The sequence below is a fragment of the Geobacillus sp. LYN3 genome, from assembly GCF_003064505.1.
GTDB classification, from domain to species: Bacteria; Bacillota; Bacilli; order Bacillales; family Anoxybacillaceae; genus Parageobacillus_B; species Parageobacillus_B toebii.
The window spans coordinates 1,279,946-1,301,049 of the sequence record NZ_QCWL01000001.1 but is presented as its reverse complement, the minus strand read 5'-3'; the positions used below and the strand labels follow the sequence as shown (position 1 = coordinate 1,301,049).

General features: G+C 41.6%; 25 protein-coding genes, 2 pseudogenes and 1 riboswitch. Of the genes and pseudogenes, 8 read left to right on the top strand and 19 right to left on the bottom strand.

Annotated elements, in window-relative coordinates:
* The first annotated feature begins 77 nt into the window (after positions 1-77).
* A complete protein-coding gene (locus DCC82_RS18845; protein WP_158268591.1) occupies positions 78-224 on the top strand; it encodes a DUF5370 family protein in 147 nt (48 codons plus the stop codon).
* 97 nt (positions 225-321) lie between these two features.
* Here the strand turns inward: DCC82_RS18845 and ptsP are convergent, their stop codons facing one another.
* From ptsP to glcT, 4 genes are all read right to left on the bottom strand, one after another.
* Positions 322-2,043, bottom strand: a complete 1,722-nt coding sequence (ptsP, locus tag DCC82_RS06820) for a phosphoenolpyruvate--protein phosphotransferase (protein ID WP_097354261.1) — start codon at positions 2,041-2,043, stop codon at positions 322-324.
* Positions 2,043-2,309: a phosphocarrier protein HPr gene (locus tag DCC82_RS06815; protein ID WP_041269604.1), complete on the bottom strand. Its 267-nt coding sequence runs from the start codon at positions 2,307-2,309 to the stop codon at positions 2,043-2,045. Before DCC82_RS06815 ends, ptsP begins: the two co-directional genes overlap by 1 nt.
* Before the next feature lie 100 nt (positions 2,310-2,409).
* Positions 2,410-4,437 carry a glucose-specific PTS transporter subunit IIBC gene (gene ptsG, locus DCC82_RS06810; RefSeq protein WP_097354260.1) on the bottom strand — a complete coding sequence of 676 codons (2,028 nt, stop codon included), beginning with the start codon at positions 4,435-4,437 and terminating at the stop codon, positions 2,410-2,412.
* Positions 4,438-4,710: 273 nt separating this feature from the next.
* Positions 4,711-5,568, bottom strand: a complete 858-nt coding sequence (gene glcT / locus DCC82_RS06805; RefSeq protein WP_015863255.1) for a glucose PTS transporter transcription antiterminator GlcT — start codon at positions 5,566-5,568, stop codon at positions 4,711-4,713.
* A gap of 175 nt (positions 5,569-5,743) precedes the next feature.
* On the opposite strand from glcT, the gene DCC82_RS06800 reads away from it, so the two are divergent.
* The 3 genes from DCC82_RS06800 to DCC82_RS18540 all read left to right on the top strand — a co-directional run bounded on the left by DCC82_RS06800 (position 5,744) and on the right by DCC82_RS18540 (position 7,556).
* On the top strand, positions 5,744-6,550 hold the full coding sequence (locus DCC82_RS06800) for a Cof-type HAD-IIB family hydrolase (protein WP_062677479.1): 807 nt from the start codon (positions 5,744-5,746) through the stop codon (positions 6,548-6,550).
* Positions 6,551-6,642: 92 nt separating this feature from the next.
* A complete protein-coding gene (locus DCC82_RS06795; protein WP_015863253.1) occupies positions 6,643-7,404 on the top strand; it encodes an alpha/beta fold hydrolase in 762 nt (253 codons plus the stop codon).
* Between the two features lie 23 nt (positions 7,405-7,427).
* Positions 7,428-7,556: a hypothetical protein gene (locus tag DCC82_RS18540; RefSeq protein WP_015863252.1), complete on the top strand. Its 129-nt coding sequence runs from the start codon at positions 7,428-7,430 to the stop codon at positions 7,554-7,556.
* 399 nt (positions 7,557-7,955) lie between these two features.
* Here the strand turns inward: DCC82_RS18540 and DCC82_RS18675 are convergent.
* Positions 7,956-8,123: pseudogene (locus DCC82_RS18675) on the bottom strand (sodium:proton antiporter); the annotation flags it as partial.
* A 176-nt stretch (positions 8,124-8,299) separates the two neighbouring features.
* Between DCC82_RS18675 and DCC82_RS06785 the strand changes: the two are divergent.
* On the top strand, positions 8,300-8,938 hold the full coding sequence (locus DCC82_RS06785) for a nitroreductase family protein (RefSeq protein WP_015863251.1): 639 nt from the start codon (positions 8,300-8,302) through the stop codon (positions 8,936-8,938).
* Positions 8,939-8,993: 55 nt separating this feature from the next.
* On the opposite strand, the gene DCC82_RS06780 is transcribed toward DCC82_RS06785, so the two are convergent.
* The 4 genes from DCC82_RS06780 to DCC82_RS06765 form a co-directional block, all read right to left on the bottom strand.
* Positions 8,994-9,410: an ATP-binding protein gene (locus DCC82_RS06780; RefSeq protein ID WP_097354259.1), complete on the bottom strand. Its 417-nt coding sequence runs from the start codon at positions 9,408-9,410 to the stop codon at positions 8,994-8,996.
* A gap of 16 nt (positions 9,411-9,426) precedes the next feature.
* The gene (locus DCC82_RS06775) at positions 9,427-9,672 is read right to left on the bottom strand and encodes a YueH family protein (protein WP_062677461.1); all 246 of its coding nucleotides are present in this window, start codon (positions 9,670-9,672) and stop codon (positions 9,427-9,429) included.
* Between the two features lie 26 nt (positions 9,673-9,698).
* Positions 9,699-9,920, bottom strand: a complete 222-nt coding sequence (locus tag DCC82_RS06770; protein WP_041269601.1) for an SDR family NAD(P)-dependent oxidoreductase — start codon at positions 9,918-9,920, stop codon at positions 9,699-9,701.
* Between the two features lie 118 nt (positions 9,921-10,038).
* Positions 10,039-10,662: a hypothetical protein gene (locus DCC82_RS06765; RefSeq protein WP_062677463.1), complete on the bottom strand. Its 624-nt coding sequence runs from the start codon at positions 10,660-10,662 to the stop codon at positions 10,039-10,041.
* A gap of 174 nt (positions 10,663-10,836) precedes the next feature.
* Between DCC82_RS06765 and DCC82_RS06760 the strand changes: the two genes are divergently transcribed.
* The 3 genes from DCC82_RS06760 to DCC82_RS06750 all read left to right on the top strand — a co-directional run bounded on the left by DCC82_RS06760 (position 10,837) and on the right by DCC82_RS06750 (position 12,114).
* The gene (locus DCC82_RS06760; RefSeq protein ID WP_012749563.1) at positions 10,837-11,031 is read left to right on the top strand and encodes a hypothetical protein; all 195 of its coding nucleotides are present in this window, start codon (positions 10,837-10,839) and stop codon (positions 11,029-11,031) included.
* 179 nt (positions 11,032-11,210) lie between these two features.
* A complete protein-coding gene (locus DCC82_RS06755; RefSeq protein ID WP_062677465.1) occupies positions 11,211-11,804 on the top strand; it encodes a cell wall hydrolase in 594 nt (197 codons plus the stop codon).
* Positions 11,805-11,937: 133 nt separating this feature from the next.
* On the top strand, positions 11,938-12,114 hold the full coding sequence (locus DCC82_RS06750) for a YkvS family protein (protein ID WP_012749561.1): 177 nt from the start codon (positions 11,938-11,940) through the stop codon (positions 12,112-12,114).
* A gap of 67 nt (positions 12,115-12,181) precedes the next feature.
* On the opposite strand, the pseudogene queF reads toward DCC82_RS06750, so the two are convergent.
* The 10 genes and pseudogenes from queF to DCC82_RS06700 form a co-directional block, all read right to left on the bottom strand.
* Positions 12,182-12,511, bottom strand: a pseudogene (queF, locus tag DCC82_RS06745) (preQ(1) synthase); the annotation flags it as partial.
* Between the two features lie 358 nt (positions 12,512-12,869).
* Positions 12,870-13,043: a tunnelling fold family protein gene (locus tag DCC82_RS06740; protein WP_373467234.1), complete on the bottom strand. Its 174-nt coding sequence runs from the start codon at positions 13,041-13,043 to the stop codon at positions 12,870-12,872.
* A 30-nt stretch (positions 13,044-13,073) separates the two neighbouring features.
* Complete coding sequence (queE, locus tag DCC82_RS06735; RefSeq protein ID WP_041269599.1) at positions 13,074-13,805, bottom strand: 7-carboxy-7-deazaguanine synthase QueE; 732 nt, start codon at positions 13,803-13,805, stop codon at positions 13,074-13,076.
* A gap of 2 nt (positions 13,806-13,807) precedes the next feature.
* The gene (gene queD, locus DCC82_RS06730) at positions 13,808-14,242 is read right to left on the bottom strand and encodes a 6-carboxytetrahydropterin synthase QueD (RefSeq protein ID WP_012749559.1); all 435 of its coding nucleotides are present in this window, start codon (positions 14,240-14,242) and stop codon (positions 13,808-13,810) included.
* Positions 14,239-14,904 carry a 7-cyano-7-deazaguanine synthase QueC gene (gene queC, locus DCC82_RS06725; protein WP_012749558.1) on the bottom strand — a complete coding sequence of 222 codons (666 nt, stop codon included), beginning with the start codon at positions 14,902-14,904 and terminating at the stop codon, positions 14,239-14,241. The genes queD and queC overlap by 4 nt, the downstream gene beginning before the upstream one ends.
* 80 nt (positions 14,905-14,984) lie before the next feature.
* A riboswitch (PreQ1 riboswitch) is annotated at positions 14,985-15,030 on the bottom strand.
* 68 nt (positions 15,031-15,098) lie between these two features.
* On the bottom strand, positions 15,099-16,193 hold the full coding sequence (locus DCC82_RS06720; RefSeq protein WP_097354258.1) for a GerAB/ArcD/ProY family transporter: 1,095 nt from the start codon (positions 16,191-16,193) through the stop codon (positions 15,099-15,101).
* Between the two features lie 24 nt (positions 16,194-16,217).
* Entirely contained in the window at positions 16,218-17,303 is a 1,086-nt protein-coding gene (locus tag DCC82_RS06715) for a Ger(x)C family spore germination protein (protein ID WP_097354257.1), read from the bottom strand.
* A gap of 14 nt (positions 17,304-17,317) precedes the next feature.
* A complete protein-coding gene (locus DCC82_RS06710) occupies positions 17,318-18,832 on the bottom strand; it encodes a spore germination protein (RefSeq protein ID WP_097354256.1) in 1,515 nt (504 codons plus the stop codon).
* A 256-nt stretch (positions 18,833-19,088) separates the two neighbouring features.
* The gene (locus DCC82_RS06705) at positions 19,089-20,132 is read right to left on the bottom strand and encodes a YkvI family membrane protein (RefSeq protein ID WP_097354255.1); all 1,044 of its coding nucleotides are present in this window, start codon (positions 20,130-20,132) and stop codon (positions 19,089-19,091) included.
* 98 nt (positions 20,133-20,230) lie between these two features.
* Entirely contained in the window at positions 20,231-20,953 is a 723-nt protein-coding gene (locus DCC82_RS06700) for a FixH family protein (RefSeq protein ID WP_108430291.1), read from the bottom strand.
* Positions 20,954-21,104: the final 151 nt, after the last annotated feature.

Sequence of the window (21,104 nt, the reverse complement as noted above, 5' to 3'; positions counted from 1 at the left end):
ATATACTGAAAATATAAACCCCGCCTTCCTCCTACAGCTAAAGCAGTGGGCTTCCGGCGGATGTTCTCGTGAACGATATGGGGGCGATGGAGCGAGATGGCTATATATTCGACATCGAATATAGCGTCATTCATCAAAAAGGAGCATTGCACGTATACCGGGATGGAGTGTTGCATATACGAATTTACATATCGTTTATCAAATGGCAAAAGCAATCGCTTTAGGAATTTCACTTACCGTACGGCAGCGATTTGGATATGAATCAACATCTTCTATTCTTATAAACAATTAGCGGCGGAATGCATTCCACCGCTAATTGATTTATTCTATATGGAATGTTTGTTTCACAAATGCAACTACTTCTTCCGCTGTGCTCATCGAGAGGACGGTTTCTTTAAAGCGCGCCGCTTCTTCTTTTGATAATTTTTTCATTTGCGAACGTGCGCGCAAAATAGAAGTTGCGCTCATACTAAACTCATCGAGCCCTAAACCGAGCAAAATCGGAATGGCGATCGCATCGCCTGCCATTTCGCCGCACATTCCAGCCCATTTTCCTTCTTTATGCGCAGCATCAATGACGTTGCTAGTAAGGCGCAAAATCGCTGGATTGTACGGTTGGTAAAGATATGAAACGCGTTCGTTCATGCGGTCTGCTGCCATCGTATACTGAATTAAGTCATTGGTGCCAATGCTAAAGAAATCTACTTCTTTGGCAAATTGGTCGGCAAGTACAGCTGCCGCCGGAATTTCCACCATCATGCCGACTTCAATATCGTCAGCCACTGGTACACCCTCGCGCTGCAATTTTTCTTTTTCCTCTAAAAGAATCGCCTTCGCTTGACGGAATTCATCAAGCGTTGCAATCATCGGAAACATGATTTTCAAATTGCCATATACGCTCGCTCTCAACAAAGCGCGAAGCTGCGTGCGGAACATGTCCTGCATTTCTAAGCAAAGACGGATGGCACGGAATCCTAAAAACGGGTTCATTTCTTTTGGAAGATCCAAATATGGAAGCTCTTTATCCCCGCCGATGTCAAGCGTACGAACAACAACAGGTTTTCCTTCCATTCGTTCAAGCACTGTTTTATACGCTTCAAACTGTTCTTCCTCTGTTGGCAGTTCAGAACGGCCCATGTACAAAAATTCGGTACGGTATAATCCGATTCCTTCAGCTCCGTTTTCGAGTACTCCTTTGACATCATCTGGTGTACCGATGTTAGCAGCTAGTTCCACATGATACCCATCGCTTGTCACTGTTTTTTCATGTACAAGTTTTGCCCATTCTGCTTTTTGCGCTTCATAGCGAGCGCGTTTTTCTTCATATTGTGCGAGCACCTCATCCGATGGATTGACAATAACCTGTCCATCCAATCCATCGATAATCACAACATCACCATTTTGAACTTCTGCTGTCACTTGTTTCGTACCGACAACAGCTGGAATTTCCATCGATCTCGCCATGATGGCAGAATGGGATGTACGTCCTCCGATATCGGTTGCAAACCCTTTTACGTATTGGCGGTTTAATTGAGCTGTATCGGATGGAGTTAAATCTTCGGCAATAATCACAACTTCTTCGGAAATAAGGCTTGGATTGGAAATCGTAACTCCAAGTAAATGAGCAAGTACACGTTTCGTTACATCGCGAATATCAGCGGCGCGTTCCTTCATATACTCATTATCCATTGCTTCAAACATGGAAATAAACATCGTCGCCGTTTCGTTCAACGCGTATTCCGCGTTCACTTGCTCTGTCTTAATTTTTTCTTTGACTGGATTTAATAATTCTGGATCATTTAATACAAGCAGGTGAGCAGAAAAAATCGCAGCTTTATCTTCCCCTAATTGTTGCAAAGCATGTTGCTTGATGATTTCTAGCTCTTCTGTTGCTTTCGCCACTGCTGCTTCGAAACGTGCAACTTCTGCCTGCGGATCGGAAACAACTTTTTTCTCTACAACAAAATCAGGGGTCTCTAAGCGGTATGCCTTTGCGATGGCAATACCGCTCGATGCAGCAATTCCTTGAATGGTTTTTATCATTATTGTGCAAGACCCTCTTTAGATAATGTTTCCGTTAATGCTGCCATTGCTTCTGCTGCATCTGCCCCTTCCACAGTAATTTTAATCTCAGCGCCTTTTGGAATTCCTAAAGACATAACGCCCATAATCGATTTTAAGTTTACCGTTTTTCCGTTGTATTCTAAATGAATATCGCTGTTGAATTTGCTTGCTGTCTGTACAAGTATAGTTGCTGGACGAGCGTGAATTCCAGATTCTGAAGTTACTGTAAACACTTTTTCAGTCATTGTCGTCATTCCCCTTTTCCTTATTTTTTCGTTTGTCATAATATCAAATAATAGTAACTACATTCAATTAAAAAAATCTTTAATCAGAAAATTCGCCTTGTTAACTAATTTCAACGATGCGATCTTCTCCTTTTGTTACTGCACCTTGCTTTTTGACATGAATGCTTTCATTCGGCTGCAAGTTCGTAAAAATAATTGGTGTCACAATAGAAGGAGCATTATTTTTCACATACTCTAAATCAACGCTTAAAATAGGCTGACCTTTTTTCACTTCGTCTCCTTGATTAACATGAGCTTCAAAGCCTTGGCCATTCAATTTGACCGTATCAATACCAAAATGGATTAAAATTTCATGCCCACCAACAGACTCAATACCAATCGCATGTTTTGTCGGGAATACATTCACAATTTTTCCATCAACAGGAGAAACCACTGTTCCGTCTGTTGGCATAATCGCAAAACCGTCACCCATCATTTTTTGTGAAAAGACTTGATCTGGCACTTCAGAAAGTGGAACGATTTCTCCCGAAAGCGGTGAAGCAATTGCCTCCACTTGGGCCGATTCTTTTGTTTCTTGAACCGCTGTTTTTTGCGGCTCTTCCTTCACTCGTGATGGAGCGCGGCCTTCCATAATATCTTTAATTTGTCCTTTTAATATATCGGATTTTGGTCCGAAAATCGCTTGTACATTGTTTCCGACTTCCAAAACGCCCGCTGCGCCTAACGCTTTTAAGCGGTCTTTATCAACTTGTTTAATATCGTTGACCGAAACACGCAAACGTGTAATACACGCGTCTAAATGAGCAATATTTTCTTTACCGCCAAGCGCCGCCAACACTTCATATGGAAGATCGTCCGCTTCTGCATTTACTGTTGACTCTTCTTCTGTCGTTTTTTCACGTCCTGGTGTTGCTAAATCCCATTTGCGGATCGCAAAGCGGAATCCGAAGTAATAGATGACCGCAAACACTAATCCGACTGGAATGACAAGCCACCATGCTGTCCGGTTCGGCAATACACCGAATAGCAAGAAGTCAATAACCCCACCGGAGAAAGTCATCCCAATTTTTACATTTAATAAATGCATAACCATAAAGGATAATCCCGCAAAAATCGTATGAATCGCAAATAACGCTGGTGCAACGAATAAAAAGGAAAATTCAATTGGTTCCGTAATCCCTGTTAAAAACGAAGTTAAAGCGGCGGAACCCATAATACCAGCTACCACTTTTTTGTTTTCCGGACGTGCTTCATGATAAATGGCAAGCGCCGCTGCCGGAAGACCAAACATCATGAATGGGAATTTTCCTGTCATAAATGTTCCCGCTGTTAATGCTACACCATCTTTTAATTGCTCGAAAAAGATTTTTTGGTCGCCACGCACCACTTGTCCTGCTTTATTGACATATTCGCCAAATTCAAACCAGAATGGCGCGTAGAAAATATGATGCAATCCAAACGGAATCAGCGCACGCTCAATGACCCCGAAAATAAACGCAGCTAATGTCTTATTAGCATCAATCATATTATGGGAAAACGCATTTAAACCATGCTGAATCGGCGGCCATACCCATGTCATAACAATTCCAAGCAATACCGCAGATGCCGCTGTAATAATCGGAACAAAACGTTTTCCCGCAAAAAAGCCAAGATACTGCGGCAATTCAATGTTGAAATACTTATTATACATATAAGCAGCCAATATACCGACAATAATACCGCCGAATACGCCAGTTTGCAACGTCGGAATTCCTAATATATTCGCAAATGCCGGATTGTCGCCGACCATATCTGGCGTAACGCCTAATATCACGCTCATGGTGATATTCATAATTAAATAACCAATAATTGCAGCAAGCCCGGCAACCCCGTCACCTCCTGCCAGTCCAATCGCCACCCCAACCGCAAAGAGGAGCGAAAGGTTCGAAAACACAATGCCGCCTGCTTGTTCCATCACATTGGAAACAAGCACGACCCAATCTGCTTTTAACGCAGGAATTCTATCCGTTAAAGCCGGGTTTTTTAAGGCATTACCAAAAGCAAGCAAAATTCCTGCCGCCGGTAAAATCGCCACTGGCAACATAAGCGCTTTACCGACTTTTTGCAGCGTACCAAATGCTCTTTTCATTTTCATTCCCTCCTTTTTCTTCTGTATATAAGTTTTGCAACAAACGTTACGTTCATGTACGACAGATGAGAAATTGTTTTGCGGTTTTCTTGAAAAAGCATACGTCAGACGTCAGACTTATTTACAACATACCAATAAAAACGAAAGGCATGAGCAAAGAAAGACAAAAATAGAACGCTTACAACAAGAGGAATAGTGACTCCTCTTGCCTGCCCTATTTTGTCTTCTTTACTCATGCCTGATCGAATCAGTAACACGTAAAGCGAGACAAATTTATTCTATTGTCTCTGTTTCCTTTTTAGCAAGTCTTTGCAGATGCATTGTCAAATAAACCGCTTCTGCGTCGTCTACTGGCATTTGTAACGTTTGTTGCATCACTTTTATTAATTTCCATGCAGTATTATAGCATAGTGGATACGCTTCTTTCAAGATTTTCGACAATTTTTTTGGTTCTTCGACTTTTTCTCCTTTTTTTATGCGTTCAATTGCGTAACGCAAATGACGGACAAACCGCAAATAAGGAATGCTGTTGCGGTCAATCTTGATATTAAGCTGCTGTTCGACAATTTGAATGAGTTTGGTAATTAATTGTGAATGCTGATTTATTTCAGAAAGGCTTTGTTTCGAAATTGCGCTGTGAATATGTAGCGCGATAAATCCAGCTTCTCCTTCCGGAAGCTCGACTCCTAATTTTCGGTTAATCATGTCGACAACTTCACATGCAATTTCATATTCTAGCGGATATAAGCTTTTCGTTTCCACTAAAAACGGATTTTTTAAATCAAGGCCTTGCCTTAATCGCTTTAGCGTAAACGAAATATGATCAGTAAGTGCAACGTGAATATGTTCATTTAACGGAGCGTTGACTCGCTGTTTAATGTGCTGGATTACTTCGTTCATCAGCCCGATAAATTCTTCGTCAAGCTCCGGCAGCAATTTCTTATACTGTTCTTGTTCCCGCTCATTTTTTAAAATGAACCATTTTTCAACGGCACTTTGTTCAATATAATCCCCTTTTTTCTTTCCAAATCCAATCCCTTTTCCGAGCAATACTACTTCATCATACGTTGGATGTGAAGCGATCAACACGTTATTATTCAGCACTTTTTCCACACGAAAGGCCTCTTCCACAAAGCCCCACTCCCTTAATAAAACGTTTGCAATATTATCATCTTACGCAACGATCTCTCAATCGTCAATGAATTAAATATGGATTTTTTCTTAACAACGAAATGTGAGTATATTCATTTTTCTCCCCCTATAATGAAAAGCATGTTACAATTGGGAAAGAAAGGTGGGAACAACATTGATTAAACTGATTGTCAGCGATTTGGACGGAACGCTGCTTGGATTGGATAACCACGTTAAAAAAGAAGATAAACTCGCCATTCAATTAGCAGTGGAACAAGGAATGGATTTTGCAATTGCATCCGGCCGAATGGATAATGAAATTTTAGAAGTGTTGCAAGAATTGGAACAAAAAGCGCATCGTATTAGTCAAAATGGGGCGTTCATTTACACAAAAACGAATTTGCCGCTTCATGCAACTACTTTTTCTCCGCAGCTAGCACAACAAATTTATCGGCAAGCAAAGGAATTGGAAGCGATTGTACTTGTTTGCAATGAAAATACATATTTTATTGAAGAAACGAACGAAAATACAGCGGAAATAGAAAAACGTCTATTTTATGGGCTATATGAATGTCCAAACATCCTTGATTCCATCGGCAAAGATATTCATCCATCGAAAATTACTGTATTAGCAACAAATGAACAAATTGTCGAATTCGAACAAAAAATAACGCGTCAGTTTGGCAATCACATCGATACGTTTATTTCAGAACCGAACTGTCTTGATATTATGCCAAAAAACATTAGCAAAGGAAATGCGGTTCGCACTTTAATGGAACATCTTCGCCTGCAGCCGAATGAAATCGCTTGTTTCGGCGATGCGTTTAACGATACTCCAATGTTTCGTCTAACCCCTTACAGCTTTGCCATGTCTCATGCTCATCCTAATGTAAAAAAAGAAGCACAATATGTGATCAATTCAGTAAGTGAAGGGATACACATGATTCTTAAAGACATTCCTACACCAAATATGATGCAATAAGAGCTGGCTCACTAAAAAACGCCAGCTCTTTTTTCATATTTTTCCCTATTTAGATTCATATTATGAGTAGTCGTGCAAACAGGAGGTTTACTATGCCATATATTGTAGAAGATGGCGTTCGTCTTTACTATGAAGAGATGGGAAGCGGTACACCAATTTTATTCATTCATCCACCTGGAATGGGTCATATCGTTTTCCGTCATCAACAATCTTTATCAAGCCACTTCCGCATCATCATGTATGATATGCGCGGCAATGGGAAAAGCAGTCCGTCGAATCGTCCGATTACGATTCCGCTGCTAGCTGATGATATTTGCCGCTTACTCAATACACTTGACGTAAAGCAAGCGATTATTTGCGGCTATTCTAGCGGTGGATCCATTGCGTTAGAATTTGCCTTACGCTATCCTCATAAAGTAAAAAAGCTCATTTTAATTGGCGGATTCTCTGAAGTATGTACTGCTTTATTGCGTTATGAATTCTTGCTTGGCATTTATGCAGCAAAAATCGGCGCTATTTCTTTACTTGCCAACGTATTAGCCAAATCGCATGAAAAAAATAAAAAAGGACAACAAGAAATAAAACAATATGTGCGATTGGTCAATAAAAAAGATTTAGTAAACATGTACGAAAAAGGGTTAACATATTCCTGTACGGAGCGCCTTCCATTGTTGCGCATGCCAATCCTTCTTATTTATGGCGCCAGAGATTACTATATGCATCCATATGAGAAGCTGTTCAGAAAAAATGTCCCCCATGCGAAAATCATCTATATTGAAAACGGACGCCATCAAATTCCAACCAAACATCACTGCGAATTAAACGGGATTTTGAAGACATACTGTATAACGTAAAATGGAAGAAGGGAGGAAAAACAATGTCAAAAAAAGGGCGGCAAAATAAAGTAAGCCAAGAAGTAGCTAACCCAACCGTTTCTAAAGCAGAGGCGGAGATGGCAAAAGATAGTGTTGATACGGCAAAACAAGCGAAAAAAAATCGTTCGTGAAAGAACAAAGGAGGCACGTCATTCGCCTCCTTCATTTTTGTTACTCCGCCTGTATAGCGGCTTGCTTTCGCATGAAAATCGCCTTTAATAACGGAGGTGCGCATTGCTACAAGAACTACTACACAAAAACACTGAACCTCCCGATGGCTAAAGCCACGGGGTTCTTGTGTACTATAGAGCTTCTTCCATACCTTCGCATGGATACTGACTCTAATTCCACAAGACTTTCATGGGCAAACACCTCACTGGTGCTTATCGCCCTGTGCGCCCGATTCAAGACGTTGGATTTTTCTTCTCTATAAGAGTAGTATACCATCTTTGACTACGTCAAAGCAATCGGTTCATCCCATGTCTAAAGACGGGCTACACCCTGCATGGGCTTTCTCCGATTGTACTTGTAAATAAATCAGGCGACAACAGCTTTGTCTTCAATCCAATTCCAGCAATAATCAGTGTTGCTTCACCACGGGAAACCATTCCGGCGACAACAGAAAGTAAACCATTCCAAGAAAACCTAGCGAATTTTGCTCCCAACACGGCACTGGCCAGTTTTGTTAATACGGCCAAGCACTTAATCCAATCATTAGCTAAATATGCCAGAGTGCGCCAAAAAATTCGACGGCTCCCACGATAAAAAAATTGACAAAAACAAAAGATAAATTTACGATGATAACAAACTATTTTAGTTACAAAAAGTTAGTTAATTATCCTTTTAAATCGCATAATAAAATGGAGGGAACAACATGGGAAATGCTATTCATACACCCGCAAAAGACTTTTTTACTGTCATTAACGAGCGGCAATCCACACGAAAATACGACCCAAATGTTTCTATAAGTAAGGAAGAATTGCGAGAAATCATTGAATTGGCGGGAAAAGCACCGTCAGCATGGAATTTGCAGCACTGGCATTTTGTTATTATTCATGGAAAAGAAGCGCAACAACGTTTATATCCAATTGCCTATCACCAACAACAAATTGTCGACGCTTCTGCTGTCATTGCCGTATTAGGTGATTTAGAAGCAAATAGAAACACCGATGCAGTATATGATCCGTTAGTAAATGAAGGGGTAATGTCTACAGAAATAAAAGAAAGAATTGCACAACAAATTGAAGCAGCGTACAAAAATAAAGAATACGTTCGTGACGCAGCATTTAGCAACGCCTCGCTTGCAGCCATGCAGCTTATGCTAGCTGCGACGGCAAAAGGATGGGCAACTTGCCCAATCGGCGGTTTCAACGCTGAACAATTTAAACAAGAATTTCATATTTCTGACCGCTATATTCCAGTTATGCTCATTACAATCGGAAAAAGCATCGCCCCCGCCCGCCGTACAACACGGTTGCCTATTGAAGCAATTACTACTTGGGTAGAACGATAATTCGGACGCCTGCTTTGTTCAGCAGAAATAAAAAAAGATGACCAATGTCGTTTGGTCATCTTTTTTCATAAGCTGGAAAAGTCAAATGCACGGTTGTCCCTTTGCCAACTTCGCTCTCTATGTCGATCGTTCCTTTATGTTCCTGCACAATTTTCGTGCTTGTTGTTAATCCAAGTCCCATTCCTTTTTCTTTTAATGTAAAAAACGGTTCACCAATTTTTTGAAGCCGTTCTTTGGAAATACCGATACCTGTATCAGAAATCGTAATATGGATTGTTTGATTTTCCTTCCATACCCGCAGATGAATCGTCCCTCCATCCGGCATTGCTTCAATGGAATTTTTCATAATATTAATAAAAACTTGAATGATTTGGTTTTTATCCCCATAAATACATGCTTGTGGTATGTTGTTTTCTAACGATATATAAATCAACGTAGAAAGCTGTTGCTCATTCTCTGCCGTTTTTTGCAACTGTTCGCTCTTTTATTTACATTTCGTGCACCCAATATAACAATTTATTTACAAGCATTTCTACATGTTCTTTTGGAACTGCTTTTGTCAATGATGATACTAACCGTTCTTTTAATGTTTCTGTTTCTTCTTCATAGCGGATCAAAAACGACCACTCAAGATCAGGAATGGCTACCACAATATATTCTTCTTTTTTATTTTCGTAAATGTAAACATTTATGGGCGTCCGTTCATCGAATAATACTGCTTTGCGAATTTTCATCTTGATACCCCATCCTTTATAGCATCTTACATTTCGTATATTTTAACAAATATTTTTCGAACATCGGTTGGAACAAAACGAGTTTCGAGTCCTTTTTCCCTCAACGCTAAAGCGAGTTTCTCTCCTGCTTCTTCCGCAATATCAGCAATCACGACATTCGCTCCTTTTTCCGCAAACATCGTAACAATGGACTTGCCAATTCCATTTGCTCCACCAGTTACAATAACCACTTTTCTTGAAAAATTCATCGTTTTTCAGCCTTTCTCTTCGTTTTTTCTAACAAAAGTATACCATCAAAACTGTTTATAGTTATCTATTTTCTTCATCAAAAAAAGACCGCAGCAACATAGCGGTCTTTTTGGATGTTTACCGATATGGAACATAAGGAGCTGAGAAAAATGGACTGTATGGCGCCGCTCCACCGTAGTAAGGAGCTGGTGTATAATACGCTGTCGGCCCTGGCATTATTGGACCGCACATAGGAAATGGAACGGTTGGAGCCATCCCTGCGACCGGAAACATTGGAGACGGTGCAAACGTTCCTTGAGTCAGCATCGTCATTGGTGCAACAGAATCAGGATCTTCACTCATTGGATCTGTATCCCCCATCGTCGGGTTCGGTGCATTTTCCATCCCAAGCGGCATCGTTTGTGGTGCCATATCCGGGCCATCAAAACCGTCATCTGCAAACGATGGCATTGGCATTGCTTCTGCCATCGGATACGGACAGCACCAGGTCACAGGAGGACAGCCGCACATTGATGGAAAAGGATAGACAGCAATTGGCATTGGTGCAACAGGCATTTGCGCAGCTGGCATTTGTACAGGTGGCATTGGCACATTCTCCATTGGCGCAGCTGGCATTTGTACATTTTGCGGTGCATTGTTTTCTGGCCACTGCATGTTGTTCTCTACTCTTTCTTCTTCATTATGATTATGGTCCTGTTCATAAAAAAATGGATCATCCTTATACGAATTCCAGTGACTCATATTCCTCTCCCCTTCATTTTTTCATTAAGGTATGATTATGATACATACCCATCCATATTTTATGTGAAAACAAGCAAAGGGTGTTTGCCTTAAAAAAAATGGGTATTTATCCTAAAACACTATTGCGGTACCATAATATTTGTGACAACATTCATCGGTTGAGGTGAACAAACGGTGGATGAAAAATTAGCCGCTAAACTTCTCGATGAATTGCGCAATGGAACAATTTCAGAACTACTAGTAAAAAAAGAAGATTTTCTCACGTTTCGCAACGTTCTTGTAAAACAAAATGATTTTAAACATTTCCGTGGCATTGCTCAGCGAGGAGGAAACGTCATTTACCATTATCTCGAAAAACCTCGAAGCTAATCAATTAACGCCGATTTTCCAGTGCGAAAATCGGCGTTTTTTCTGTGCCGAAAAAATTTCCATACCCCCTATGAAACTAGCAATATCAACGGAAAACACAATTTTCCAACATTTAGATGATGATAGAATCAAAAATCCTTGTTACTCTAGTAGCGAGTTAACAAGAAGGAGGGAATTTTATGAAAAAGATAAGGAAGTGGATGCTAGCATCCATTTTTTGTAGTGCATTTTTATTTGGAGGCCATGCTGCTAGTGCAGCTACAACTCATACAGTAAAACCTGGAGAAACGCTTTGGAACATTGCAAAACAATACGGCGTACCATTAAAACAGCTACAAAAACAAAATGATAAGTATACAGATCTATTATTTCCTGGTGAAAAGTTAGTTATTCCTAAAACAACGATTTCTGCAAGTGAAAAAGATTTATTAGCCCGTCTCGTTCACGCAGAAGCAAAAGGGGAACCATATGCAGGAAAAGTAGCCGTAGCAACTGTCGTGTTGAATCGAGTCGATCATCCTGATTTCCCAAATACGATTCGTGATGTTATTTATGAGCGCTCTGGCGGCCATTATGCATTCACGCCGGTACAAAATGGAACGATTAATCAACCGGCAGACCGTGAATCACGTCGCGCCGTTGAAGAAGCACTTGCTTTTCGCGGTTTAGGAAATGGTTCAGTGTACTTCTATAATCCAAAAACGGCGAAAAGCAAATGGCTGCGCTCTAAGCAGGTCACCATTGTCATTGGAAATCACGTATTTGCCAAGTAAGAAAGGAGCTTTGTCACAAGCTCCTTTCTTTATTAAGAAATGATAAAAAAAGAGACAACCCCCCTTTACTTAAAAAAGAAAATAAGGCAAACTATAACAAACACAGTAAATAAATAAAAAAAGGAGAATGAATATGAAAAAAGCAAAAGTTGGCGACATTATCGAGTTTAAAAACGGATTGCGCGGAATCGTTGAAAAAGTCAATGAAAATTCTGTCATCGTTGATTTAACGTATATGGAAAATTATAGAGAATTGGATTTACAAGAACGGACCGTCGTCAATCATAAAAATTACAAAATTATTGAGTAAAAACGAAAACAGAGGCTGTTCTTTCACTTAGAACAGCCTCTGACTGTTTTATATAAAGATGCGCATTTTAGCGGTTATCTACTTTTTCCGGATATAAATCATGGTTCATTAAGCGATATTCCGCCATTTTTTCATACTTCGTTCCTGGACGTCCCCAGTTGCAATACGGATCGATCGAAATGCCGCCGCGCGGTGTAAATTTCCCCCATACTTCAATGTAGCGCGGCTCCATCACTTTAATTAAATCGTTCATAATAATATTGACGCAATCCTCATGGAAATCGCCGTGGTTGCGGAAGCTGAATAAATACAGCTTCAGCGATTTGCTTTCGACGCATTTTTTATCGGGAATGTAGCTAATGTAAATCGTCGCGAAGTCCGGTTGTCCGGTTTTTGGCCTCTGTTTTAACAAACAGGTGGACTATATCTTATTCTTATTCAACTGCGATATTGAATAAGAACCCTTGCGCTTCCACCATAATGATGTATATTACATCATCATGGTGTACTCTACTCTCTTCCTCCAACACTACTCTTACTCGCTTCATGTTGGAGTGATTTCGATAGTCTCTGCACCTTCCTCAAATTTAGAGAACATTTGGATTTCCTAGTCTCCTGCATTTCCCCTAAATTTGAGGCTTGGCTCAGGGTTGGAGAAATAAGGTTCTAAGAGATAAAGAAGTTGGTTTTCTTCCTTATTCTCTTCCCCTGAATTCACAAGGTTTAGCCGACAGTGTCACCACTGAAGTGTGCCCTCATTGACACAAGCTCGTAAACTCCGGACAATTGAACTTCACGAAATAATCGCGGTCAGGATGTTTGTTTTCGAATACTTCCAGCACCTCTGGGCTGTATTCGAATAAATATTTCGTCCCTTGGTTTCCTAATAGCGTAAGATCTTTTAACTCTTCTTCTTTTCTTCCTGCCATCGTTTTTTTTCTCCTTTCCTAAATTTATATTTACACGCCGCGCTTGTTCCCCCACAACAGGGTGTGCAGCTGCGGCAAGACGCGCACGTCGTTCAGCTCGTTTGATTGCGCCACTTTTTCCACGAGCCACTCCAGCCTTGCCAAAAGCTGCGTGCGCAGCGCCGCATCATCCGCTTCTGCTAGATCGGCATTGCCGACTTGCAAATAAAACGGGATGTCCGGGTAGCGTCGGTGCACCTTTTTCGCATAGTCGAAATCGATTTCATCGAACACGACGACCTTTAAGCTCATATGAGACGCCCTTCCCGCACCCGCCAACTTTCCCACAATGTGATCGAGCATGGCAAAATCGGTATCCATCCCTGAACTTGGCGGTTTTGGCGAAATGGTTATATCATCGATATGATACAGCCAATCTTGCCAGCGGCTTCCTTGTGTTTCGACCGCAATGCGGATTCCTTTATTTTTTAATAATACTACAAGCTCTTCAAGCGCTTGAATGAGAACTGGATTTCCTCCCGAGATCGTCACATGGCTGAAGCGGTCACCGCCGAGTTCATACAGCCGTTCCCAAATTTGCTCCGCCGTCATTTGTCGGATTTCCTCTTTTGCCGACCCATCCCATGTAAAAGCGGAATCGCACCAGCGGCAGCGGTAGTCGCAGCCGGCGGTGCGGACGAACATCGTCTTTTGCCCGATCACCATTCCCTCCCCTTGGATCGTCGGTCCGAAAATTTCAAGCACGGGAATTTTTTTTGCCATGATCATTTCCCCGCTTTCGGCCGATAAACAACATAGCTTGTCGGCGTTTCCCGCACGAACACTTGCAAACACTTTGGCTTGTTTGGCATTGTATCAAGATACGCTTGCACCGTTTCATAGATTTTTCGAGCGATGACCTCGCTTGTCGGAAAATCGTTGCTGTTTTGATCATTGAACCAATCTTGATGTTCGTTCATTAACGAATGATCCAGTTTCCCATGAATAAGCTTTTTCAACTCTTGAAAATTTACTAAAAAACCTGCATCGTCGAGTTCATCCCCCGCCACCGTAATGTTCACGGTGTATATATGTCCATGCATGTTTGCGCATTTTCCCGCTTTCTCATGAGGAATAAAATGCGCAGCAGCAATATGCATATCTTTATTCAATTCGTATCGGTAATTGTGAAATACTTGCGGATAAAGTTGATGTATCATAATTGATTTGCCCCCTCCTTTTCTTTCATATACTCTTCAAGCCCGCGTCTTCGCAACACACAAGCCGGGCATTCCCCGCAGCCGTCAGCAATGATGCCGTTATAGCAAGTTAATGTTTTCGTCCTCACAAAATCAAACGCGCCGAGCTCATCGGCGAGCTTCCACGTCTTCGCTTTCGTCAGCCACATCAGTGGCGTATGAATGACAAATTGATAATCCATCGCTAAATTCAACGTTACATTCAATGACTTAATAAATATATCGCGGCAATCCGGATAGCCGCTAAAATCCGTTTCACATACGCCTGTTACGAGATGACGCGCTCCTTTTTGTTTTGCAAGCACCGCGGCAAACGACAAAAACAATAAATTTCGCCCATCGACAAACGTTGATGGCAATTGCCCTTCATTTTGTTCAATGGCAATATCACTCCGCGTAAGCGCATTTGGCGCTAATTGATTTAATAGCGACATATCCAATACCGTATGTGGAACACCAAGTTCCTTCGCAATGGAAGCTGCCACTTCAATTTCCAGGCGATGACGCTGTCCGTAATCAAACGTCACCGCTTCTACCTCGTCAAATTGCTTTAGCGCCCAAAATAAACATGTCGTGCTATCTTGGCCGCCGCTAAAGACGACAATCGCTTTTTCCTTTTTCATTTTTCGATGCACTCCCTTCCGATTTTTCCAGAAGAAGAGGCGTTCTAAAACAAAAAAGCTATACCCCCCTAAGGATATAGCCATCCCTAGTTTTTTATAGAGGGTTGTTCTAGAAACCTCTCCCGTACGTTCGTACGGAATTTTTCTTCTGTTTTTTCCTTTTAAACTATACCACATTCATCTTTTGGATTGCATTATTTTTTTATTTTATTCGCTGCCTTCACATATATGTATAAAGCAGGAATATAGAAAATGACGAAATACAGGCCGACCGTAGAGGTCCATTTGTTCAACCGTTCGATTTGTTCTTTTTCTTCGAACCACAATGTCCCGATAAATAAGAATAACAAAATCACAGGAACAAAGCGGCGCTGCTTGATGGAAAACAATTTTTTCGCAACGCGCGAAGCCGACCATACCGCGATGCAAATAATTGGAAATACTACCAGCACATAAATGGAAATGATAATGTACTCCATCCTTTCAATAAACGGCACTGCTGGAATTTTCGCCAGCGTTAATGTCGGCCAAGTGATATGCTGAATTTGTTCCTCATTATAGAAAAGAATCGAGACCAGCATAATACTTAAATAGATGAGGGTCGCAAACGCACTTCCCCATTGCGCCCATTTATGCGATTTTTCCGGCTGTTGGATAAACGGGTAATATACCATCAGCATTTCCATTCCTAAATATTGCAACGACATTGCTTTCGCACTCGCAAAAATCTCACCGATCGAATGGTCAAACACCGGCAGCAAATTGCGATAATGGGCATATTCAAGCGGGAAAAACAACATTGGGAAAATGGTGAGCAACGGAATCACGACGCCCCAAAAACATACCCCCGTGACAACGCGGAATCCTCCTAATACGGTGTAATAAGCCAGCGCTAAAAAAATAAGGCTGAACTGCCATGCCCCCATCAGAGGAAACATCCAAATTTTAATAATCTCAATATACGTTTGCAATACCGTAAACGCTAATAAAGAGAAATAAACAAGCAAAGCGAAATTAAAGACAAAGCCGATCCATTTGCCGAAATAGCGTTGGTGTATAGAAACGATATCTTCAGCATCAGGGGAATGAGCGAAAAGTTGATACATGATCCAAATTAATAAATGGGCAATAATTCCCGTTAGGATAACAGCTATCCACGCATCGTGCCCCGCCTCTTTCATCACCAAGCGTTGAAAACTAAGCATTCCAATTCCCACTTGGGTGCTATTAATGAGAAAAAACACCAAAAAGGGCGAGATAAGGAATCGCTCTTTCATTGCTTGATTCATAAAAATACCTCCCCATCCGCTCGGTCACTCACCGATCCCTGTTTGTATAATGTCGACAGTTACATGCGGCTTGATTTCTAAATCTTTATATTCACGATAAAACTCGTCTGCATTCCAATTCCTTGTTTCGCTGCGGACAAATTCGCCAATGCCAAGCGGGTCAATCTCTTTTTCTTGAAAATAGCGGAGCAGGCGGCGAATATCGCGCTCGATTTCATCTTCCATCTTCTTTTTCACCGTAGGGAAAATATTTTTATGCGGCATATCGAGCCAAGACGGATAATCTCTGACAGAAGCGTGAATATGAACAAAAATATGTAGAACATGGCGGTTCCCTTTCCTTTTCCACTCATATTTGGATGTCGCAAATAAATTTTCGAGCATCACCCGGTCCTCGCCTTGTTTTCCCCGATTCCCTACTTTTAACTGATATACTCCTTTTTTTGTTTCATTTAATAAAATTTTTACCAAAAATGAATCACGCAAACTCACTTTCCCCACATATTTTCCATCTTTAAACAATGCAAGCCCTTCTAATTTCACAAAATTCCCCTTTTTCTCAAAATAAGGCAAAAACGGATCGCTTCCTTTTGAAAAATAGTTATATAAAAACAAATGTAAATTCGTTTTTGGCAAATTCATCGAACGGACATTTTGTTCGACTAGATTAGGCAAGTACAGCGTATCGCTCAAAGTAGTGCTCGCCGTAATATCCAATAGCTCATGTGCGCTTCCTGACGACACACCTAACAGCAAATGGCTTCCCACTTTATTGTTGCGGGCCAAACTATGGGTGATTTGTATAATTCCCCGTTTGGCAAATTTTTTGCCAAATAAAATTAAACGAAGCTGCCCTTCCTCAATAGGCAATGCCGACTCGGAAGAAAGGCGGGGAATTAAATCATACACCGTTGACGAAGATGTCGTTAATAAATTCGGCTTTGTCATCGGTCCTTGTTTAAACGTCGGATATACCGCCGTTCCTACATATTTTCCGTCATGAAAGTCATAGCCCATTTCTTGAATAATTTGAATTTCATCAATAACGCGCGAACTTTTGCAGCCGGCAAGTAAAAAGACCGATGCGGCAATGACCAGAAGCGGCTTCATATTCGACCCCTTTCTTACTCGTCGATATCGTCTTTTTGTTTCGCTTTCGCCGGATTATAGCGGAACAAGGAAAGCGGGCGAAGAAACGTTGGTCGCTGCGCTGTTTGGCTGTATGAGAAACGGATAATACTATCTTTTAAATTGCGAATGCGCAGCGGATAAAACGGAACTAAATACGGATTGCCAAATGATTGCAGCCTTCCTAAATGAATTAATAGGAAACAGACGGCGAGAACAATTCCGACTCCGCCCCAAAATGTCGCAAATAAAATAATGGGAAAGCGGATGAAGCGAATTGTATTGGACATTTTAAAAATCGGTGTCGTAAAAGAAGCTAAAGCGGCAAGTGAAACGATAATGAGCATGATGGTGCTTGTCAGCCCTGCGTCCACCGCAGCTTGTCCGATCACAATACCGCCGACGACCCCAAGCGACTGCGCCACTTTTGTCGGCAGGCGCGCGCCCGCTTCGCGAAGCAGTTCAATGGTGATTTCTAAAAATAACACTTCCAATACCGGCGGAAACGGTACGTTAGAACGGGAATAGATAATCGTTCCAAGCAAATCTGTCGGAATCATTTCATAATGGTACGTTAATACCGCAATATAAATCGGCGAAGCCAGCACGGAAATCATAATGCCAAAAACGCGAATCAGCCGGACAAATGATCCAAGAATCCATGGTAAATAATAATCTTCCGGTGAAGTAAAAAAATCGAAAAAAGTCGACGGGCCGATGACAACATATGGCGAACCGTCGCAAAGAACAACAACTTGACCAGACGCAAGCGCAGAAACGGCACGGTCAATCCGTTCCGTTGAGATAAAAAGCGGAAACGGAGAATTCGAGTTATCGGAAAGCATTTGATCGATAAGGGAATTGTCAAGAATAATGTCAAAATGGATATTTTCGAGTCGCTGGATCACGGTTTCGATCGTCTGCTTATTCGTAATTCCATCGATATACGCGACAACCACTTTTGTTTTTGATATTGTACCAAGCTCCATTTCCCGAAACACTAAATTAGGCGTTACGATTTGCCTTCTGATTAAATGTAAGTTAGTACCAATGTTTTCGATAAATCCCACTTTCGGTCCGATGACACTAAATTCATTTTCTGAATCATTGTTTGACCGCAGCCCTAAACTTTCATTTGCTATATTAATGAGTGCAACACGGTTATCTGTCTTTTGTAACTGAACAGCCACAAACCCTTTTAATATTTTTTCTTCGATCATCTGCACATCGTTCGTTACTTCAATCCGCTGAATCGGTATGATTTTTTGCAAATCTTCCAGCTTTATATCTGGATTTTTCGGCACATCATTTTGCAGATGGCAGAGAACGTGTTGCTGCAGCACTTTCGGGTCCACTAGCGAATCAAAATAGTAAATGGCAAGCAAATGACCGTTTACGGCAAACTCTACTGTAATGAAATCACTAGATTGACGCAGCTTATTCAATAATTGTTGCAGCGTTTTTTCCCCACCGTTTGTCTTCGTTTTTTTAAAAAAGGAAAAAATGGACATAATGATCCCCTCGTACTTGCCGTTTGAGGGATAGTCTTCCAACCCGCTGTTTATTTTATTCACTTCCTATTCCGGTATTGATATATCTGAATATTGTGTATATAAAAAAAGAAAACAATACTAGGCGAAAACGAATAGTGAGGCAACTAACAAAACGACGGCGGGCGAAACAGGCGTTAAAAAAATCGTACAGCGCTTTCGCTAATCATCAACAAAACAGCCGTTTTTCCACGTCAATGCGGAAAAACGGCTGCTGTTACGGGCGCGGTACTTTGCGCACCCATAATAGAAAAAGAAATGCAAAACTGATGTAGCCAAATAGCGGATATAAAAACGATAAGAGCTCACTGTAGCGGAATAAGCTGACCGTATACAGCACGATAAACAACACGGCAAAAAACAAGACGTTAGGAATAGAAACGAGCGTGCGCGCCTGCCGCTGCAGGCCAAAAATGCCGCCGATAATAGACGTAAAAATTTCCCCGTAAATCACAATGATATACACCCAGTAAAAAACGGCGAAAAACGAACGGATCACTTCCGCCATCGGAATATCGTAATTCATTGCATATGGAAACGATAAGAGCACAAAATGGCTGCTTAATAAAATGCCGGTAAGCAGCAGCCCGCCAAGCACTGCGCCGCGCCGCACCATGCGCTCGTCTCCCGTCTCGCAAGCCAGCGGCACAAGCACAGGCTGCGCCATAGCCAAATTAAACGCCGCATACGAAAAAGGGGAAAGAAAGGCTTTTAATGAATAGTCTGCCGCTTCCAGTTTCGTTTCACACAATTCTCCCATGGTAATCAGCTTTCCAAACGCAATGGCGCTAAATAGCACCATCATCGGAACAATCAAGGCGTTTACTCCAAATAGCCCTTTTATATCGTACATCATAACTAACAGCGATAAACATAACGTCGCCACAATTCCGATCTGCCGCGGCAACCCGAGCTGTTCCTCAAACACCGCGCCTGCGCCGGCCATCATCACGGCGGTGACTCCGACAATCATCACCGTCATCATGATAGAAATAACCGGGCTCATTGCCCTGCCAAATAAATAGCGGTTAAACTGTTGATAAGAAGCTGCCTTCACTTTCCGTGCCATCACCATCATGCGCGCGCCACCCCACGTAAACAAGATGCCGCTGATGATAATGCCAATCGTTCCGGACGTTCCGTATTGCGTAAAAAACTCGATAATTTCTTTTCCAGTAGCAAACCCCGCGCCGACGACAGTGCCGACATAAACGGCGGCGATTTGCCAAGCTCCTGACCACTTTCCAGCCACTTCTGCCATCTCCCTCTCCTTGTCCACTATTCACTCCCATATATATGCCGACATAGTTCAATAAAGACGAGATGGCAGTAAAAAAGATGCCGCTATAGGGCATCCCTTCATTGCACCGTAATTTGCTCTACTTGATGTTCGTGAAGTTGTTCCGTTTCTACATGAATTTTTACAGAATATGTCCCTTTTTCTTGAAACGACGTTGCTGCTTCGTATTGGCCTGCTTGTTTTTCGCTTGCTTCGATAAACAGGTGCTTTCCGTTATCTTTCCACACTTCCAAACGAACGGTAGCGCCTGCAAGCGGCTTGCCATCATGAGTAATATGTACCGTTAAATGCGCTTCTTTATTTACGGAAAATTGTTTTTCATGAAGCATCATCATGACATCGGCATGATGGTGTTCATCACCGTGATGTTCCTCTGCATGATTTTGCGGCTGATCGCTCGGTGTGCCAACAACGATATCTTTTTTCGGCATATTATGCATATTTCGTGCTGTCACATGGCTAATGACCGAATACGTCCCCGGCTCGGTAAACGTCTTTTTCACAGAATATTTGCCATCACCATCATTTTTGGCAGTTAACATCTCGCGCTTCTCGCTTCCATGTTTCCACACTTCAAACTTCACTTCATCCGCATCATTCACTTTTTCCCCGCCGTATGTCACGATACAAGAAAGTGTCGTTTCCTTATTTAATTCAATATGATCCGGTGTCTGAAGTTGAACTTCAAGCATTGCCGGTTTTTCCTCTTGCTTTTCCTGGCTGCAGGCGGCAAATAAAAGCAGTATTAACATCAATGGCAAAAACAGCGAAAGCTTTTTCATTTTTTTACTTCCCCTTTGCTCTATTTTCTAGACTTAACTATACCATAACTTTTTCTTATCCGTACATTATTCACTATTCCTTCCAGCTATGAAGAGTATATTTCAAAGTTTTTCGTCAAAATAGGGATTTTCAAATTATCCACAGTTGGTA

Bases quoted from the DNA above. Each gene is read 5' to 3' on its own strand.
- ptsG (WP_097354260.1), bottom strand. From the start codon at position 4,437: ATGAAAAGAGCATTTGGTACGCTGCAAAAAGTCGGTAAAGCGCTTATG.
- DCC82_RS06700 (WP_108430291.1), bottom strand. From the start codon at position 20,953: ATGAAAAAGCTTTCGCTGTTTTTGCCATTGATGTTAATACTGCTTTTA.
- DCC82_RS06740 (WP_373467234.1), bottom strand. From the start codon at position 13,043: ATGGCAGGAAGAAAAGAAGAAGAGTTAAAAGATCTTACGCTATTAGGA.
- DCC82_RS06720 (WP_097354258.1), bottom strand. From the start codon at position 16,193: ATGAATCAAGCAATGAAAGAGCGATTCCTTATCTCGCCCTTTTTGGTG.
- DCC82_RS06770 (WP_041269601.1), bottom strand. From the start codon at position 9,920: ATGAATTTTTCAAGAAAAGTGGTTATTGTAACTGGTGGAGCAAATGGA.
- ptsP (WP_097354261.1), bottom strand. From the start codon at position 2,043: ATGATAAAAACCATTCAAGGAATTGCTGCATCGAGCGGTATTGCCATC.
- DCC82_RS06815 (WP_041269604.1), bottom strand. From the start codon at position 2,309: ATGACTGAAAAAGTGTTTACAGTAACTTCAGAATCTGGAATTCACGCT.
- DCC82_RS18845 (WP_158268591.1), top strand. From the start codon at position 78: ATGGGGGCGATGGAGCGAGATGGCTATATATTCGACATCGAATATAGC.
- DCC82_RS06715 (WP_097354257.1), bottom strand. From the start codon at position 17,303: ATGAAGCCGCTTCTGGTCATTGCCGCATCGGTCTTTTTACTTGCCGGC.
- DCC82_RS06765 (WP_062677463.1), bottom strand. From the start codon at position 10,662: ATGAGTCACTGGAATTCGTATAAGGATGATCCATTTTTTTATGAACAG.
- DCC82_RS06705 (WP_097354255.1), bottom strand. From the start codon at position 20,132: ATGGCAGAAGTGGCTGGAAAGTGGTCAGGAGCTTGGCAAATCGCCGCC.
- DCC82_RS06710 (WP_097354256.1), bottom strand. From the start codon at position 18,832: ATGTCCATTTTTTCCTTTTTTAAAAAAACGAAGACAAACGGTGGGGAA.
- DCC82_RS06785 (WP_015863251.1), top strand. From the start codon at position 8,300: ATGGGAAATGCTATTCATACACCCGCAAAAGACTTTTTTACTGTCATT.
- DCC82_RS06750 (WP_012749561.1), top strand. From the start codon at position 11,938: ATGAAAAAAGCAAAAGTTGGCGACATTATCGAGTTTAAAAACGGATTG.
- DCC82_RS06795 (WP_015863253.1), top strand. From the start codon at position 6,643: ATGCCATATATTGTAGAAGATGGCGTTCGTCTTTACTATGAAGAGATG.
- DCC82_RS06775 (WP_062677461.1), bottom strand. From the start codon at position 9,672: ATGAAAATTCGCAAAGCAGTATTATTCGATGAACGGACGCCCATAAAT.
- DCC82_RS06755 (WP_062677465.1), top strand. From the start codon at position 11,211: ATGAAAAAGATAAGGAAGTGGATGCTAGCATCCATTTTTTGTAGTGCA.
- queC (WP_012749558.1), bottom strand. From the start codon at position 14,904: ATGAAAAAGGAAAAAGCGATTGTCGTCTTTAGCGGCGGCCAAGATAGC.
- DCC82_RS18540 (WP_015863252.1), top strand. From the start codon at position 7,428: ATGTCAAAAAAAGGGCGGCAAAATAAAGTAAGCCAAGAAGTAGCTAAC.
- queD (WP_012749559.1), bottom strand. From the start codon at position 14,242: ATGATACATCAACTTTATCCGCAAGTATTTCACAATTACCGATACGAA.
- queE (WP_041269599.1), bottom strand. From the start codon at position 13,805: ATGGCAAAAAAAATTCCCGTGCTTGAAATTTTCGGACCGACGATCCAA.